At 38.4% G+C, this 17015-nt stretch carries 17 protein-coding genes; all 17 read left to right on the top strand.

Going from position 1 to position 17015, the window contains the following annotated elements; translation table 11 throughout:
* Positions 1 to 151: 151 nt before the first annotated feature.
* The 17 genes from rimP to asd all read left to right on the top strand — a co-directional run bounded on the left by rimP (position 152) and on the right by asd (position 17008).
* Complete coding sequence (gene rimP / locus KBP50_RS09595; protein WP_050352775.1) at positions 152 to 622, top strand: ribosome maturation factor RimP; 471 nt, start codon at positions 152 to 154, stop codon at positions 620 to 622.
* A gap of 15 nt (positions 623 to 637) precedes the next feature.
* Entirely contained in the window at positions 638 to 1735 is a 1098-nt protein-coding gene (nusA, locus tag KBP50_RS09590) for a transcription termination factor NusA (protein ID WP_050352776.1), read from the top strand.
* Positions 1736 to 1749: 14 nt separating this feature from the next.
* Positions 1750 to 2031 (top strand): RNase P modulator RnpM, encoded by a 282-nt coding sequence (gene rnpM, locus KBP50_RS09585; protein WP_050352777.1) that lies wholly within the window; start codon positions 1750 to 1752, stop codon positions 2029 to 2031.
* On the top strand, positions 2021 to 2323 hold the full coding sequence (locus KBP50_RS09580; RefSeq protein WP_050352778.1) for a L7Ae/L30e/S12e/Gadd45 family ribosomal protein: 303 nt from the start codon (positions 2021 to 2023) through the stop codon (positions 2321 to 2323). Before rnpM ends, KBP50_RS09580 begins: the two co-directional genes overlap by 11 nt.
* Before the next feature lie 16 nt (positions 2324 to 2339).
* A complete protein-coding gene (infB, locus tag KBP50_RS09575; protein WP_050352779.1) occupies positions 2340 to 4508 on the top strand; it encodes a translation initiation factor IF-2 in 2169 nt (722 codons plus the stop codon).
* Positions 4505 to 4783: a DUF503 domain-containing protein gene (locus KBP50_RS09570; protein WP_050352780.1), complete on the top strand. Its 279-nt coding sequence runs from the start codon at positions 4505 to 4507 to the stop codon at positions 4781 to 4783. Before infB ends, KBP50_RS09570 begins: the two co-directional genes overlap by 4 nt.
* A 46-nt stretch (positions 4784 to 4829) precedes the next feature.
* Positions 4830 to 5171 (top strand): 30S ribosome-binding factor RbfA, encoded by a 342-nt coding sequence (gene rbfA / locus KBP50_RS09565; RefSeq protein ID WP_050352781.1) that lies wholly within the window; start codon positions 4830 to 4832, stop codon positions 5169 to 5171.
* Positions 5172 to 5374: 203 nt separating this feature from the next.
* Entirely contained in the window at positions 5375 to 6268 is an 894-nt protein-coding gene (truB, locus tag KBP50_RS09560) for a tRNA pseudouridine(55) synthase TruB (protein WP_050352782.1), read from the top strand.
* Between the two features lie 20 nt (positions 6269 to 6288).
* The gene (locus KBP50_RS09555) at positions 6289 to 7233 is read left to right on the top strand and encodes a bifunctional riboflavin kinase/FAD synthetase (RefSeq protein ID WP_050352783.1); all 945 of its coding nucleotides are present in this window, start codon (positions 6289 to 6291) and stop codon (positions 7231 to 7233) included.
* Between the two features lie 298 nt (positions 7234 to 7531).
* The gene (rpsO, locus tag KBP50_RS09550) at positions 7532 to 7801 is read left to right on the top strand and encodes a 30S ribosomal protein S15 (RefSeq protein WP_050352784.1); all 270 of its coding nucleotides are present in this window, start codon (positions 7532 to 7534) and stop codon (positions 7799 to 7801) included.
* Positions 7802 to 8088: 287 nt separating this feature from the next.
* Entirely contained in the window at positions 8089 to 10206 is a 2118-nt protein-coding gene (locus KBP50_RS09545) for a polyribonucleotide nucleotidyltransferase (protein WP_050353535.1), read from the top strand.
* A 531-nt stretch (positions 10207 to 10737) separates the two neighbouring features.
* Positions 10738 to 11685 carry a polysaccharide deacetylase family protein gene (locus KBP50_RS09540; protein WP_050352785.1) on the top strand — a complete coding sequence of 316 codons (948 nt, stop codon included), beginning with the start codon at positions 10738 to 10740 and terminating at the stop codon, positions 11683 to 11685.
* Positions 11686 to 11717: 32 nt separating this feature from the next.
* Positions 11718 to 12938: a M16 family metallopeptidase gene (locus KBP50_RS09535; RefSeq protein WP_050352786.1), complete on the top strand. Its 1221-nt coding sequence runs from the start codon at positions 11718 to 11720 to the stop codon at positions 12936 to 12938.
* Positions 12939 to 13658: 720 nt separating this feature from the next.
* On the top strand, positions 13659 to 13901 hold the full coding sequence (locus KBP50_RS09530; protein WP_050352787.1) for a YlmC/YmxH family sporulation protein: 243 nt from the start codon (positions 13659 to 13661) through the stop codon (positions 13899 to 13901).
* Between the two features lie 307 nt (positions 13902 to 14208).
* Positions 14209 to 15093 (top strand): dipicolinic acid synthetase subunit A, encoded by an 885-nt coding sequence (dpaA, locus tag KBP50_RS09525; protein ID WP_050352788.1) that lies wholly within the window; start codon positions 14209 to 14211, stop codon positions 15091 to 15093.
* Between the two features lie 209 nt (positions 15094 to 15302).
* Positions 15303 to 15893, top strand: a complete 591-nt coding sequence (dpaB, locus tag KBP50_RS09520) for a dipicolinate synthase subunit B (protein WP_050352789.1) — start codon at positions 15303 to 15305, stop codon at positions 15891 to 15893.
* A 62-nt stretch (positions 15894 to 15955) separates the two neighbouring features.
* Positions 15956 to 17008 carry an aspartate-semialdehyde dehydrogenase gene (asd, locus tag KBP50_RS09515; protein ID WP_050352790.1) on the top strand — a complete coding sequence of 351 codons (1053 nt, stop codon included), beginning with the start codon at positions 15956 to 15958 and terminating at the stop codon, positions 17006 to 17008.
* Positions 17009 to 17015: the final 7 nt, after the last annotated feature.

Below are 17015 nucleotides of genomic sequence, written 5' to 3'. Positions count from 1 at the left end.
TGTGAATGAAGATGAATTAATCAATTTCGCAAGAGCATTATAGGTAAGTTAGCCATCTTGTTTTAATTAGTGGCTATGCAGCATATGGACCGGGCGTCTTAAACAAACCTTCCATGGAGTAAAAAAAGTATAAGTAAAAGGAGGATACGTGTTGAGTTCAAAAGTAATACAAACAACGGAAGAATTAGTTCTCCCTATCCTGGAACAAAAAAACCTTGAATTAGTTGATGTGGAATATGTGAAAGAAGGGAAAAATTGGTTCCTACGTGTGTATATTGATAAAGAAGGTGGCGTTGATATTACCGAATGTGGAGAAGTATCAGAAGAATTGAGTGAACAATTGGATCAAAGAGACCCAATTTCAGATGCCTATTTTTTAGAAGTATCTTCACCAGGTGCAGAGCGTCCTTTAAAGAAGAAGCAAGATTTTGTTGAGAATATCAATAAGCAAGTATACGTTAAACTATATGAGCCAATCCATGGTGAAAAAGTATATGAAGGAAAGCTAATTGATTTTACGAATGATGTGTTAACTATATCATATAAAGTTAAAACCCGTAATCAAACGGTAGAGATTCCATTTGACAAAGTAGCCAAAGCGAGATTGGCTGTAACGTTTTAAAGGGGGAGAAAAAAAGTGAGCACGCAATTGTTCGATGCAATTGATTATTTAGCGAGAGAAAAAGGTATTGATAAGGAAATTCTATTGGAAGCACTGGAAGCTGCTTTAATTTCAGCATACAAAAAGAATTTCAAATCAGCCACAAACGTTCGTGTTGAACTTAATGAGGAAACGGGAAAGATGGCTGTCTTTTCTCGAAAAAACGTTGTAGAAGAAGTAGAAGATCATCAACAAGAAATTTCGATTCAAGAAGCAAAAGAAATCAATCCCAATTATGAAATTGATGATGTGGTTGAAGTGGAAGTAACACCAAAAGATTTTGGCCGTATCGCCGCTCAAGCTGCAAAACAAGTTGTGACACAAAGGGTTAGAGAAGCAGAACGCGGCGTTATCTTTTCGGAATACTCCGATCGCGAGGATGACGTAATGACTGGGATTATTCAACGAAAGGATGCACGGTACGTCTATGTACATCTTGGTAAAATAGAAGCAAAACTCGCTGAAGCCGAACAAATGCCTACAGAAGAATACAATGTGCATGATCGGATTAAAGTGTATGTTACGAAAGTGGAAAATACAAGTAAGGGACCGCAAATATATATTTCTAGATCCCATCCCGGGTTACTGAAACGGTTATTTGAAATGGAAGTACCGGAGATATATGATGGGATCGTGGAGATTAAATCTGTAGCTAGAGAAGCTGGCGATCGCTCTAAAGTTTCCGTATATGCACCTGACCCTGACATTGATCCTGTAGGGTCTTGCGTCGGTCAGAAGGGCCAAAGAGTACAAGCGATTGTGAATGAGCTTAAAGGTGAAAAAATTGATGTTGTACAATGGTCTGATGATCCTACTGTTTATGTTTCGAATGCTTTAAGCCCTTCCAAGGTAATATCTGTACTTGTAAATGAGGAAGAGAAGGCAACAACCGTTATTGTACCGGATTATCAATTATCGTTGGCAATTGGTAAACGAGGTCAAAATGCAAGGCTTGCAGCGAAATTAACTGGTTGGAAAATTGATATAAAAAGTGAAACAGAAGCAAGAGAAGAAGGGTTATTGGTCGAAGAAGATGAAGCCTATTCTGACAATGAAGAAAGTTTGTTTGAATAAGGAGGGGATCAGGCATGGTAAAAAAACGTAAAGTGCCTACTCGCAGATGCGTTGTAACAAATGAAATGATGCCAAAGCAGGAATTAATTCGTGTGGTCCGTAATAAAGAGGGAGAAGTTTTTGTAGACCCAACTGGTAAGAAAAATGGCAGGGGAGCTTATCTTTGTAAGGATATTGCTGTTATTGACCAAGCGGAAAAAACAAATGCGTTAAACAAGCATTTAAATGCGACCGTTGACGCAACAGTTTTTAATGAATTAAGAGAGTTAGTTGCAGGTCCAACAAATGAAAAATAGTTATCTTAACCTTGTTGGCCTTGCTTTTCGAGCTGGAAAATGTTCGCTTGGTGAAGATGCCATACTCAAAGATATCAGAGCCAGACGCGCTGTATTAATCTTGCTGGCAAGGGATATTGGTCCACAAACGAAAAAGAAACTAACCGATAAATGTAAAACCTATAAAATCCCATATGCTATAGTAGATGACCGAGAAACGTTATCGAATGCAATTGGGAAGACCCAGAGAGTAGCAGTAGCTATTTTAGACGCAGGATTTGCTGCTAAGATTAAGACGCTACTCGGGGAATAAATTCGGGGGTGAACGTATGAGTAAAATGCGTGTATATGAATATGCAAAACAAAATAATCTATCAAGTAAAGCAGTAGTTGCATTTCTTAAGGAAAAGGATGTCGATGTGACAAATCATATGTCGACAATTTCTCCAAATACAATTGCCATGCTTGATAAAAAATATAAAGCGCAAAAGCAAGACAAGAAAGAAGCAGGAGATGCTAATCAAACAAAGACTAAAAAACCAAAGCAACATGTGAATCCATCAAATTCGAATCATAGTCAGCAAAACAACATGAAACAAAACAAATCAAATAATCAACATAAATCAAACACTCAGCATAAACCAAACAAGCAACAGCAAAAAACCCACGGAAAGCAAATAAAAGGGAAAAAAGGCAAGAGCAATACGAAAGCACCAGCTAATCAACAAACGGTGAAAAAAGAAACACCTAAAGCAATCAAATATCATGGTACGTTAACGGTTAGTGAACTTGCTGATAAATTAAATAAAGATGCGTCAGAAATTATAAAAAAGCTGATGTTCCTTGGTGTAATGGCAACAAAAAATCAAGATTTAGATGACGATTCTATTGAATTAATTTGTGCTGAATTTGATGTAGAAGTTGAAAAAGAAATCATTCTTGAAGATACGGATTTAGATAAATATATTTCGGAGGATAAACCGGAAGACTTGGTAGAACGACCAGCAGTTGTAACCATTATGGGGCATGTAGACCACGGGAAAACAACATTATTGGATTCCATCCGTCATACGAAGGTTACTGCAGGAGAAGCTGGTGGTATTACGCAACATATTGGCGCTTATCAGGTTGAGAATGACGGCAAGAAAATTACGTTCTTGGATACTCCAGGGCACGCTGCATTTACAAGCATGCGATCTCGTGGTGCTCAAGTAACGGATGTTGCGATTCTAGTTGTTGCTGCTGATGATGGAGTTATGCCACAAACCGTAGAAGCAATCAACCATGCAAAAGCAGCTGAAGTTCCAATCATTGTCGCTGTTAATAAAATGGATAAAGAAGCTGCTAATCCAAACCGCGTCATGCAAGAATTAACGGAATATGAACTTGTTCCTGAGGATTGGGGCGGAGATACAATTTTTGTGAACCTCTCTGCAATTAAGGGAGAAGGAATTGATGAACTATTAGAAATGATTGTCCTTGTTTCTGAAGTAGAGGAACTAAAGGCCAATCCGAATAATAATGCATTTGGAACAGTAATTGATGCACAATTGGATAAAGGAAGAGGATCTGTAGCAACCTTGCTCGTTCAAAATGGAACATTACATGTTGGTGATTCTATTGTGGTTGGAAATACGCACGGTCGTGTTCGGGCAATGGTGAATGATGTCGGTCAGCGAGTCACCGAAGCAGGGCCATCTACACCTGTGGAGATTACTGGACTAAATGAAGTACCAGAGGCTGGAGATCAATTTCTTGTCTTCAAAGATGAGAAAAAAGCACGTCAAATTGGTGAGGCTAGACAGCAGAAAAAAATTCAGGAAAGCCGCAGTGAACAGACGAAGGTTAGTTTGGATGACTTGTTTGAACAAATCAAACAAGGTGAAATGAAAGAAATTAATATTATCATTAAAGCAGACGTTCAAGGATCAGCAGAAGCGCTTGCTTCTTCGTTAAGGAAAATCGAAGTAGAAGGCGTGAATATAAAAATTATTCATTCTGGCGTAGGTGCGATTACGGAATCCGATGTTATCTTGGCTGCAGCATCAAATGCAATTGTCATCGGGTTTAATGTACGACCAGATGCAAATGCGAAAAAAGCGATTGACAGAGAAAAAGTAGATGTTCGATTACATCGTGTTATTTATAAAGCAATTGAGGAAGTAGAAGCGGCTATGAAAGGGCTACTTGACCCTGAATATGAAGAAAAAGTAATAGGTCAAGCGGAAGTACGTGAAATATTTAAGGTGTCGAAAATTGGAACCATTGCTGGTAGCTATGTAACTGACGGAAAAATCACCCGCGATGCCGGTGTCCGATTAATTCGTGATGGTGTTGTTCTATTTGAAGGGGAAATTGAAGCCTTAAAACGTTTTAAAGATGATGTAAAAGAAGTAGCGCAAAATTATGAATGTGGTATTACGATTAAGAACTTTAATGATATAAAAGAAGGAGATATCATTGAAGCATTTATTATGGAGGAAATCAAGCGAGTATGATTCTCTACGCTGAAGTAGAATGTATTTTATATGAAAGCCATTCGTTAAAACAGAAGCGCTCCATTATAAAACCTGTTCTAACCAAGTGCAAGCAAGACTTTAATATAGCTATGACGGAACTAGATTACCATGATCTATGGCAGCGAACAAAATTAGGAATCGTTACTATATCAACAGAGTTAGCACATGCAGAGCAAGTAATGCAAGACGTAATGAACGTTATTGATTCATACACGGAACTGGAACGAACCATTACTCATGTAGAACGAGTCTAGAAACATGCCCAAATGGGGTTTTTAAGATAATAATGAGGTGAATGAAATGGCTGAACTACGTGCCAATCGAGTGGGCGAACAAATGAAAAAGGAACTGGGAGAAATCTTAACTCGAAAAATTAAAGACCCACGAGTTGGGTTTGTTACAGTCACAGATGTAGAAGTTACAGGTGACTTACAGCAAGCAAAAGTATTTATTTCCGTTTTAGGTAATGATAAGCAAAAGAAGGATACGTTACTTGGTCTGGCGAAAGCGAAAGGATTTATCCGTTCAGAAATTGGCAAACGTATTCGATTGCGAAAAACACCTGAATTGATGTTTGAATTTGATGAAGCATATGAATATGGCAATCGAATTGAATCTATTTTAAAAGATTTAAATAAATAACGCTCGGGCGACACTGTTTGTTACACCGACAGATGTGTTTGTATCTTATTGAAAATTAGCCAATTCATATGGAGATGACGAACTGGAATTAGAATCTGACCTGTTTTAGGTCAGATTTTTTCCATCATCTCAATGGAGTGAGACTTTTGCTTTACAAGACCTGATTGAAGCTTCACTTTACAAAGAAATGAGGGATTTCACATATGGATGGAATATTGCCATTATGGAAACCAAAAGGCCTTACTTCTCATGATTGTGTGATTAAAATCCGCAAAATGTTTCAAACAAAAAAAGTAGGACATACAGGTACATTAGATCCAGATGTGGAGGGGGTTTTACCTATCTGCATTGGAAAAGCAACAAAAATTGTTCCTTTTTTAACCGATACAAAAAAGACATATAGCGCTAAGCTAAAATTGGGAGTCGCGACAGATACGGAGGATGCGTCTGGTAATCCGATTGAGGAAAAATCGGTAGAAGTGATGCCGGAACAACAGCATATTGAAGATGTAATGCGGCAATTTATAGGGGAAATTAATCAAATCCCTCCCATGTACTCAGCAGTTAAAGTAAAAGGGAAAAGGCTATATGAGTATGCTAGAGAAAATCAGTACGTGGAGCGACCAGTCAGGCGAGTTAGGATTGATGAAATACAGCTACTTTCGACTCCGAATGAACAGGAACATTCGATCGCATTTCGGGTTGTTTGTTCAAAAGGAACCTATATTCGTACCTTATGTGTAGACATCGGAAAAGCTCTAGGATACCCTGCGCATATGTTGACATTAGTAAGAGAGGCAACAGGAGCATTTTCCAACAAAAATGCGGTTACATTTGCTACAATAGAAGAGGCCATTTTTAAAAAACAAGAAGCTACGTTATTATATCCAATTCAAATGGGTTTAACCCATCTGGATGTATGGAATGTCGATTCCGAGACAGCTAAAAAGGTGTTATATGGGCAAAAACTACCTAATAATATCCAATTGAGGACAGATCCATTTGTTATCATGCATCAGAATCGTGTTCTAGCCATTTATCAATCTCATGAAAAGCAAGCAGGCTATATAAAGCCAGTCCGTGTATTTAGTAGATAAAAAAGTGTAGGTGAAGTAAGATGCGAACAATTGAATTAACATATCCGCACACTCTCATACTAGAAGAACTCCCAGAAACAGTTGCAGCTATTGGGTTTTTTGACGGAATACATAAAGGGCATCAGCATGTCATAAAAACCGCAATTAAAGAAGCAAAGCAAAGAAAGATGGAAAGTGCTGTCATTACGTTTTATCCGCATCCATCTGTTGTCTTACGAAAAGACAAGCAGCAAGTAAAATATATTACTCCATTACGTGAAAAGCAAGAAGTTTTACAACGACTCGGTGTAGAGAGATTATATATTATTACCTTTAATTCAGAGTTGGCCGCTTTGGAACCACAAGGATTTATCGATCATTTTATTAAAGGTCTCCACATAAAGCACCTTGTTGCTGGCTTTGATTTTTCTTATGGTCATAAAGGCAGCGGAAATGTGGATACTATAACTGAACACGCAGATGGAGCATTTATCTTTACAAAGGTAGATAAGGTCGAATGTGATGGGGAAAAAATCAGCTCGACAAGAATTCGCAAGTTACTAGCTTCAGGGGAAATCGAAAAGGCAAATGCATTACTTGGAAGACCTTTACTCGTTGATGGGTTTGTTGTTAAAGGCGCACAGCGTGGAAAACAAATGGGTTATCCTACTGCTAATATGCAGACGAATCAAGATGCTTTACTACCAAAACCGGGTATCTATGCGGTTAAAATCTTTTATAAACAAGAAAAATACGAAGGAATGGCAAGTCTTGGTTTTAACCCAACCTTTGAAGCAAACCTAGCGGAGCCGATCCTTGAAGTGCATATATTTGATTATAATCATGAATTGTATGGAGAAGAATTGTTAGTCGAATTCCATTCCTTTATTCGTGAGGAACTGAAATTTCCTGGCATGCAGCAGTTGAAGGAGCAAATTGCCAATGATGAGAAGCAAATTCGACGCTTCTTTTCTAATCCATCATAACTTTTCTCATGCATGTAATTGGCAGTATGGTCTCCATCTCCTTCTTGTAAGGAGAAATCCAGAGGCATATGAAAGACAATGTTAGATTTAGTTCAGATGTCTTGAGGTCATACCATTACGGTACTAGCCATCAGTGGGGGATGAATGAAAGCCCCAACTGATGAAAGGTTCACATTATACTTGCATTTTTTGCTAACTAAGTGTAAGATAGAAAACGTTGAACCATTGCTTGGCAAATCGTAACTCCGACGTTTGCTAGGGAATTGGGGATTTTAAATGTAAATAGGAGGTGAGCCAAATGGCTATTTCACAAGAGCGTAAAAATGAAATCATTAATGAATACAAAATTCATGACAACGACACTGGTTCTCCAGAAGTACAGATTGCTGTACTAACTGCAGAAATCACGACGTTGAACGAACATTTACGTGTTCACAAAAAAGATCATCATTCACGTCGCGGATTATTAAAAATGGTCGGTAAACGCCGTAACTTATTGAACTACTTACGTAATAAAGATGTTACTCGTTACCGTGAATTAATTCAAAAGCTCGGTCTACGCCGATAAGAAAAAGCAGGAGAAATCCTGCTTTTTTCTGTGGGCACATCGTAAATTGTGAGCATTGTAAAGTGTTTTAATTATCTTTGTAAGAAAATAACCATATGAAGTTTATAAAGGCTTGTACTTTTCTTACAGGTGTTCGATGTATATAATAGAACCGAGAGATGGTTGTTTAATGGTATATGTACATAAAATTTGGTCAAACCTTTGATTTATCTACATAAAATTTACAATCATGCTTATAAACTATAAAATGTAAGGTAGAATGTTATTTGAAAGGAGCACATGAACTAATGGCAGAAGAAAAACAACAATTCTCTACAGAAATAGCCGGAAAAAAATTTGCCGTTGAAACTGGAGAATTAGCAAAACAAGCAAATGGCGCTTGTATGATTCATTATGGGGATACTGCTGTACTATCAGTAGCTACGGCTTCCAGTGAGCCAAAGGACCTTCCTTTTTTCCCTTTGACTGTGAACTATGAAGAACGCCTATATGCAGTAGGTAAAATACCAGGAGGATTTATTAAACGGGAAGGAAGACCAAGTGAAAAAGCGATTCTGTCTTCACGTCTTATTGACCGACCAATCCGTCCTTTATTTCCAGATGGTTATCGGAATGAAGTTCAAGTAATAAGCACTGTGATGAGCGTAGATCAAGATTGTCCATCCGAAATTGCGGCAATGATCGGCTCATCGATTGCCTTATGTATTTCTGACATTCCATTTGCAGAACCGATTGCAGGGGTGAATGTCGGTCGTGTGGATGGAGAATTTGTCATTAATCCAACGATTGAGCAAGAAGGAAAAAGTGATATTGAATTGACCGTTGCTGGAACAAAAGACGCGATTAATATGGTAGAAGCTGGTGCCAATGAAGTCCCAGAGGAAGTCATGCTAGAAGCAATTATGTTTGGACACCAGGAAATTGTTCGTTTAGTTGAGTTTCAAGAGCGAATTGTGGAAGCTGTTGGGATTAAAAAACAGGAACCGACTTTATTTGATATCGATCAAACGCTAGCTGCAAAAGTGGAAGTGGAAGCGAAAGATAAGTTGATTGAGGCTATTCAAGTTAAAGAAAAACATGCACGCGAAGAAGCTATTGCTGCAGTGAAAGAAGAAGTACTACAAGCTTACGAAGAAGACGAAGAAGCAGGCAAGCAGGTCAAGGCAATTCTTGATCAAATGGTAAAAGCAGAGGTACGACGATTAATTACGAAAGAAAAGGTTCGTCCTGATGGGAGACAAATTGATGAAATTCGTCCACTATCGTCTCGTATTCATGTATTGCCGCGTACACATGGTTCCGGATTATTTACAAGGGGACAAACGCAAGCATTAAGTGTCTGTACACTAGGTGCTTTAGGCGATGTACAGATCCTTGACGGTCTTGATTTAGAGGAATCTAAACGCTTTATGCACCATTATAATTTTCCTGCTTATAGTGTTGGAGAAACGGGACCAATCAGAGGACCTGGTCGTCGTGAAATTGGGCACGGTGCATTAGGAGAACGAGCTTTAGAGAAAGTGATTCCATCCGAAAAAGAATTTCCATATACGATTCGTTTAGTATCAGAAGTGTTGGAGTCTAATGGATCAACCTCGCAAGCAAGTATTTGTGCAAGTACGCTTGCTATGATGGATGCCGGAGTCCCAATTAAGGCACCAGTAGCAGGTATTGCAATGGGGCTGGTCAAATCCGGTGATGATTATACGATTCTTTCCGATATTCAAGGAATGGAAGACGCACTTGGCGACATGGACTTTAAAGTGGCAGGAACAGCAAAAGGCGTAACCGCATTACAAATGGATATCAAAATCGATGGCTTGTCTAAAGAAATTTTAGAAGAAGCATTGCATCAAGCGAAAAAAGGCAGAATGCATATTCTTGAGTCAATGCTTGCGACCATTGAAAAACCAAAAGATAACCTTTCTCAATATGCACCGAAGATTTTAACCATGCAAATTAATCCGGATAAAATTCGCGATGTAATCGGACCAAGCGGAAAGCAAATTAATCAAATCATCGATGAGACAGGTGTAAAAATTGATATTGAGCAAGATGGTAGTGTATTTATTTCATCCACTGAAGCAGCAATGAACGAAAAAGCGAAGAAAATTATTGAGGACTTAGTACGCGAAGTCGAGGTTGGACAATTATACCTTGGAAAAGTAAAACGAATTGAGAAATTTGGCGCTTTTGTTGAATTATTTAAAGGAAAAGACGGTCTGGTTCACATTTCTGAACTGGCAGAAGAGCGTACAAATAAAGTAGAAGACGTCGTTTCCATTGGTGATGAAATTTTAGTGAAAGTAAAAGAAATTGACCATCAAGGTAGAGTAAACTTGTCTCGAAAAGCTGTGTTAAAAGAAGAACGGGAAAGAAAAGAAGCTGCAAAAAATCAAAAATAACAACGTAGTAAACAAGAAGCTGGCAACCCAGTTTCTTTTTTATTGCATAGGAACCTAAAAGAGGTGCTTGTGGATAACGAAATAACCGACTAGCCACGTCCGGCGCATGAGCCCAGCAACGATGCGACTTTAGAAATGTGCCCTACGATAAGGCCTCATCGGTTCGTCTTTAAGAGGAAGGCCGACTAAAAACGGGCTTGCCGCTCAGGCGTGCATACCCCTGTTTTTAGTGGCATGATTCCTAAATCTTTAGTTGATTCGTTCCATTTGCTACGTTGCTAAACGGGCGCCCCGCGCCTTTGTTCTATTCCAGAAAAGCAATTTTTTTATAGTCGCACATGGTGTAATAATGCTTTGACGACGGTTTCTATTTTTCGATTGGGAAGGAATCCCTCATTTAAATTCCAGTTATAACGGACGAATGAAAGCGCTATAAAAACACGAATTATTTTCTACCGCATACAATATTTTTCATCATCAAGCATAACTTGTCCGTTCTTATCATATAGGTAAGGATAAGGGGGGATGGTTATGGGGCGATATCGGCATTGGCTTCACATTGTTGTATTTATGATAATAGTAGGGCTTACGTTAGATATGGAAAAAAATCCGTTTACTCCATTAGAATCACCTGTTATTATGGAAACAGTGAAAACTACCGATCCATTATATGCTGAAATAAAACAAAAAGCGAAAAAATATGAAGAACCTGCACAAAATGCGTATATTGATAAAGTTTGGAAAAAAACACCTGGTAGAAATGGGTTAAAAGTAAACGTAGAAAAATCATATGCAAAAATGAAGCAGGAAGATGGTATCTTTACAGAGTCGAAGCTCGTATTCGATCAAACCGCTCCCGAAATAGATTTAAAAGATTTACCTGCTGCTCCAATTTATCGAGGACATCCAGAAAAGAAGATGGTTGCATTATTAATTAATGTATCATGGGGAGAGGAATACATCCCTGAAATGCTTTCCATTTTAAGGGATAATCGGGTAAAAGCATCTTTTTTTATTGAAGGTAAATGGGCTAAAAACAATGCAGAACTGGTTAAAATGATTGCTGAACAAGGTCATCTGATTGGGAATCACGCTTATAATCATCCCGATATGGCTAGGCTATCTAACCAGAGCATGGTTGATCAAATAGTACAAACAAACGATATTTTAAAAGCAATTACTGGATCGACACCTAGATGGTTCGCTCCTCCTAGCGGCAGCTATAATAATCACGTTGTCGAGGTCAGTCATCACTTAAATATGGAGACTGTTCTTTGGACAGTTGATACAATTGATTGGAAGAATCCATCTGTTTCTGTTATGCTTAACCGAGTAAACAATCAGCTTCATCCTGGTGCTACCATTTTAATGCATCCAACAGCTGCTACAGAAAGAGGATTAGAACAATTGATTTCCTCAATAAAAGAAAAAAAATATAAATTAAATACGATTGAAAAATTGATGGAACCAAAGCGATAGTACCGTCGCTTCATATATTAGGAGGATACGCTTTGATAGAAAAACACACTTGCCAAAATGGTTTACGCGTCGTACTGGAGCGAATTCCTACAGTTCGTTCTGTTACGATAGGAATTTGGATACTCACTGGTTCACGCCATGAACATGGACAAATAAACGGCATCTCGCATTTTTTAGAGCATATGTTTTTTAAAGGAACTAAAACACGCTCTGCTCAGGATATTGCCGAGGAATTTGATGCAATTGGCGGTCAGGTAAATGCATTCACATCAAAAGAATACACATGTCTTTATGCGAAAGTAGTTGATACATATAAACATAAAGCATTAGATATTTTAGCAGATATGTTTTTTCAATCCGAGTTTCAGGAAGCAGAAATGGACAAAGAAAAAAATGTCGTTTATGAAGAAATTAAAATGTATGAAGATACACCAGATGATTTAGTACATGACTTACTGGCGAGGGCTGCTTTTGGAGACCACCCGCTTGGATTGCCAATTCTAGGGACAGAAGAACAATTAGCTACGTTTACGCCAATGATGTTAAAAGAATATATGCAATCAAGGTATACACCAGAGAATGTTGTTGTATCTATCGCTGGTAATGTAGATACTTCCTTTCTCCAATCAGTAGAAGGCTATTTTGGAAACTACCATCTTCCTAAATCTACTTCTAGTTTTACTAAACCACAATTTCTTGGCGAAAAAATAGAACGGTATAAAGATACGGAACAAGCTCATGTATGTTTAGGGTTTAAAGGTTTGGCTGTCCATGAACCAGCCATTTATAGCTTAATCATATTGAATAATGTTTTAGGAGGCAGCATGAGCTCCAGATTGTTCCAAGATATTCGAGAAAAAAAAGGATTAGCTTATTCTGTGTTCTCCTATCACGCTTCTTTTATCGATAGCGGATTATTAACGATCTATGCAGGGACGGCAAAAGATCGATTACAGCAGTTGCTTGATGTGATAAAAGGAACCATTGACGAGTTTGTAACCAAAGGGATAACGGATAAAGAACTGCAAAATAGTAAAGAGCAATTAAAAGGAAGCTTGCTCTTAAGCTTGGAAAGTACGACTAGTCGAATGAACAGAAATGGAAAAAATGAGTTAATTCTGAAAAAACATTATACATTAGATGAACTGGTGGAAATGATTGATGCAGTCAACCATAACTCTGTGCAACATGTTATGGATACTGTATTTCAACAATCCCCATCCATTGCTTTGATATCTCCCAAAAATGAATAAGTTAGAAATTCATCTTATTACAAGACTTTTTTATTAAAATGGCGATAAGTGAAGTGTGTCACAAGATGGCTACGGTTTGCAATTTGTTAGATAGTGTAGCTTTCTGTACCATCCTTTCTTTGCTGTATAGGAACCTAAAATGAGGTGCTTGTGGATAACGAAATAACCGACTAGTCACGTCCGGCGCATGAGCCCAGCAACGATGCGACTTTAGAAATGCGCCCTACGATAGGGCCTCATCGGTTCTTCACTAAGAGGAAGGCCGACTAAAAACGGGCTTGCCGCCCAGACATTGGCATACCTCTGTTTTAGGGGCATGATTCCTTTATCTTTAGTTGATTCGTTCCAATCACTACGTTGCTAAGCGGGTGCTTGCTCCTTTGTTCCTAAAAGAGGCTGGGACATAAGCAAATATTATATAGCAAAAGCCGTCCATTTATAATTGTTCGGCTTATTTGCATTAAAAATTTTTATCACCGCTATGTCAAAACACTTCGCTTTCCGCAGGTCTCTTCAGCTTCCTCGGAAAGCAAAAACCGCTTTCCTGTGGGATCTTCAGCTCGCGCTGTTCCCGCAGGAGTCTACCTATTTTGACTACGCTAAAACTTGCGTATACACAATTGGCGATTTATGGTTGTTTTTTTAAATCAGCCGCTTTAGTTATGTTCCAGCCTTTTTTTTGCATATATATTATAGAAATGATGAATAGGGGGGGATAAATTGCGTTACAAGGAAATTAGTGGAAAAGAAATTGTTAACGTCCAAGAAGGATCTCGTTTAGGTATTTTAGGACAAACAGACTTAGAAATAAATGAGACGACTGGACAAATTGAAGCCTTCATTATTCCAAACTACAAGTGGTTTGGTCTAAAAAAAGAAGCAGAAGAAACAAAAATTCGTTGGAGTGCTATTAAAAAGGTGGGAGAAGACATGATCATTATCGACACGGAAAAGAATTTTTAAATGTAGTTAGCAATAAATTTACCTATACAACGCATTTTTCATTCATTGGCAATGCAATTGTAAGCACCTTAGCAGAATAGGAGAATGTCTTGGCTGTTATCCAAAGTGGTAGCAGCTTTTTTATGTCCATAATTGTTCTTTTTAGAAAATGATTCGGTTTAGCTTGATACTAGAATTAACCCTATTATCTTAACCCCGGTTTGAACTAATAACCCTTTTTTAAAAATGGAATCACTAACTCGATTTTCACACATAAGCTATAAAGAAATGCGAATGAAAATGGCACGTTTGGAGGGTGTTTACAAGGATGAATCGAACAATTGCAATTATTGGCGGAGATGCCCGTTATTTAGAATTAATTCGCCAACTCCAAGCATTAACTGATACAACGCTTTTATTGATTGGATTTGATAAATTGGAGCAAGGCTTCACGGGCTTAAAGCAAATGGATATAGATGATGTTACTCCGAGTAGTTTAGATGCCATTATCTTGCCTATAACCGGTACTAATTCTGATGGAAAAGTGGAACCCGTTTTTTCAGAAAAACCGATCTACCTTTCCCTCGACTGGTTCAAACAGTTACGTAAATCCGCAATTGTGTTTTCTGGAATAGCTAATGACTATTTAACCGATGCAGTAAATAGCGCGAATGCAAAGCTGATTCCGTTATTGGATCGAGATGATGTTGCCATTTACAATTCCATTCCGACTGCAGAAGGTACGATTATGATGGCTATAGAACATACAGATTTCACCATCCATTCCTCGCGAGTTGTCGTTGTTGGCTTTGGTAGAGTCGGAAACACCGTAGCGAACAAATTCTCAGCATTAGGTGCAAAAGTTTCTGTTAGTGCCACACGAATGAAGGATTTAGCAAGAGTGACAGAAATGGGACTAACAGCTATTCCTTTGGATCAGTTGGCGTCTTATATGGAAAATTGTGATTTATTAATTAATACCATACCTGCTCCAGTGATTGGGAAAGAAGAAATGAAGCACCTTCCATCACATGCAGTCATTATTGATTTAGCCTCAAAACCAGGTGGTACCGATTTTGCCTATGCAAAGCAACGGGGAATTAAAGCCATTTTATCTCGTAGTTTACCGAGCATTGTGGCACCTAAAACAGCTGGGAAAATATTGGCTGATGTCATTAAACAAGAATTCTTGAAACAGGGTGAAACGAAGTAACATTTACCCTACAAATAACTGGCAGGTAAGACCTGCCTTTCCATTCTACGAAGTAAATCCAAGTAGGATAGTTAGAGATTTCAATTGCAAGTTAAATGATGGATGCTATGCAGAGGTCTTAGGTCATACTCTTGTAGTATAACAATGAGTAGAAAAAAAGAAATTCTTGCTGATTAAAGATTCACTTTATATATAGGAGGGTGTTACTGATGAATTTAACAGGTAAAAGAATTGGCTTTGGTTTAACTGGATCACATTGCACGTACGATCAAGTATTCCCGCAACTAGCGAAATTAATGGAGCTTGGTGCTGAAGTCGTCCCAATTGTAACGTATACAGTACGAACAACGGACACGAAATTTGGTGATGCGGAGGACCATATGGATAAAATCGCATCCATTACTGGAAAAGATATTATTACAACGATGCCAGAAGCGGAGCCTTTAGGACCGAAAATGCCATTGGATTGCATGGTAATTGCGCCGTTAACAGGAAATTCCTTAAGCAAACTTGCCAACGCGTTAACTGATAGCCCCGTTCTAATGGCTGCTAAAGCGACAATGCGTAATCAAAAACCTGTTGTAGTAGGTGTGTCGACGAACGATGCACTTGGCTTAAATGGGGTGAACTTAATGCGGTTGATGGCTAGTAAATTCATTTACTTTATTCCATACGGTCAAGACGACCCGTATTTAAAACCAAACTCACTAGTTGCTAAAATGGAGTTATTACCTGAGACAGTAGAAGCTGCGCTTGAATTCAAACAACTTCAGCCAGTTATTGTTCCTCATCAAAGCTGATCTATGGTAAAATGATAAACTAGAAGTCTAATAATCTAGTTTTGGAAGGGAGCAATAAATCCATGTCGCAAAAATCTGCGTATAATGTAGCTGTTGTTGGGGCAACAGGTGCAGTTGGCCAAAAGATACTTGAATTATTACAAGAGAAAGATTTTCCAATAAATAATTTGAAGCTTTTGTCATCCAAACGATCAGCTGGCTCAAAGCAGTTATTTAAACAGGAAGAAATCATTGTCGAGGAAGCAGTACCAGAAAGCTTTGAAGGGATTGATATCGCTCTGTTTTCAGCTGGTGGTTCGGTTTCCAAGAAATTAGCTCAAGAAGCTGTAAAACGTGGTGCAGTTGTGATTGATAATACAAGTGCGTTTCGGATGGATGAATCGGTGCCGCTCGTTGTTCCAGAAGTAAATAAAACGGACTTGCAAAACCATCAAGGGATTATCGCGAATCCAAATTGCTCCACAATTCAAATGGTAGCCGCATTACAGCCATTAAAAACTGCGTTTGGATTAAAGCGAATTATTGTATCTACTTATCAGGCAGTGTCAGGTGCAGGGAATGAAGCATGTAATGAATTGGCAAATCAATCGAAAGCTTATTTGTCTGGAGAAGAGATGGAGGCACAGCTTCTTCCTGTTAAAGGCGACGAAAAGCATTTTCCGATTGCATTTAATGCGTTACCACAAATTGATGTCTTTCAGGAAAATGGTTATACATTTGAAGAAATGAAAATGATTGAAGAAACAAAAAAAATCATGCATGCGCCTGATCTTTTAGTAGCTGCCACATGTGTCCGTCTGCCGTTCTTTACTTCCCATGCAGAGAGTGTATATATTGAGGTGGAAAATGAAGATGTGACGGTGGAAGATATTTGGAAAGAATTACAGCAAGCAGAAGGGATCGTATTACAGGATGATCCGAAAGAGCAGCTCTATCCAACGCCATTAACTGCAGAAGGGAAGCAAGATGTGTTTGTCGGTAGAGTTCGTAAAGATTTAGATAATAAACAAGGGTTCCATTTATGGATTGTCTCCGATAATTTATTAAAAGGAGCAGCGTGGAATACCGTACAAATCGCCCAAGAATTAATTCAAAATAATTGGTTGCAACGATAGAGGTGTA

Origin of the sequence: Virgibacillus pantothenticus (assembly GCF_018075365.1) — a bacterium.
Taxonomy (GTDB): domain Bacteria; phylum Bacillota; class Bacilli; order Bacillales; family Amphibacillaceae; genus Virgibacillus; species Virgibacillus pantothenticus.
Note: the sequence above shows the minus strand (reverse complement) of the source record. Positions and strands in the feature narration are given on the sequence as shown.

What these genes read in the sequence shown, in the direction of transcription:
- rnpM (WP_050352777.1), top strand. Translation starts at nt 1,750, where the DNA reads ATGGTAAAAAAACGTAAAGTGCCTACTCGCAGATGCGTTGTAACAAAT.
- KBP50_RS09580 (WP_050352778.1), top strand. Translation starts at nt 2,021, where the DNA reads ATGAAAAATAGTTATCTTAACCTTGTTGGCCTTGCTTTTCGAGCTGGA.
- infB (WP_050352779.1), top strand. Translation starts at nt 2,340, where the DNA reads ATGAGTAAAATGCGTGTATATGAATATGCAAAACAAAATAATCTATCA.
- KBP50_RS09570 (WP_050352780.1), top strand. Translation starts at nt 4,505, where the DNA reads ATGATTCTCTACGCTGAAGTAGAATGTATTTTATATGAAAGCCATTCG.
- rbfA (WP_050352781.1), top strand. Translation starts at nt 4,830, where the DNA reads ATGGCTGAACTACGTGCCAATCGAGTGGGCGAACAAATGAAAAAGGAA.
- truB (WP_050352782.1), top strand. Translation starts at nt 5,375, where the DNA reads ATGGATGGAATATTGCCATTATGGAAACCAAAAGGCCTTACTTCTCAT.
- KBP50_RS09555 (WP_050352783.1), top strand. Translation starts at nt 6,289, where the DNA reads ATGCGAACAATTGAATTAACATATCCGCACACTCTCATACTAGAAGAA.
- rpsO (WP_050352784.1), top strand. Translation starts at nt 7,532, where the DNA reads ATGGCTATTTCACAAGAGCGTAAAAATGAAATCATTAATGAATACAAA.
- KBP50_RS09545 (WP_050353535.1), top strand. Translation starts at nt 8,089, where the DNA reads ATGGCAGAAGAAAAACAACAATTCTCTACAGAAATAGCCGGAAAAAAA.
- KBP50_RS09540 (WP_050352785.1), top strand. Translation starts at nt 10,738, where the DNA reads ATGGGGCGATATCGGCATTGGCTTCACATTGTTGTATTTATGATAATA.
- dpaA (WP_050352788.1), top strand. Translation starts at nt 14,209, where the DNA reads ATGAATCGAACAATTGCAATTATTGGCGGAGATGCCCGTTATTTAGAA.
- dpaB (WP_050352789.1), top strand. Translation starts at nt 15,303, where the DNA reads ATGAATTTAACAGGTAAAAGAATTGGCTTTGGTTTAACTGGATCACAT.
- asd (WP_050352790.1), top strand. Translation starts at nt 15,956, where the DNA reads ATGTCGCAAAAATCTGCGTATAATGTAGCTGTTGTTGGGGCAACAGGT.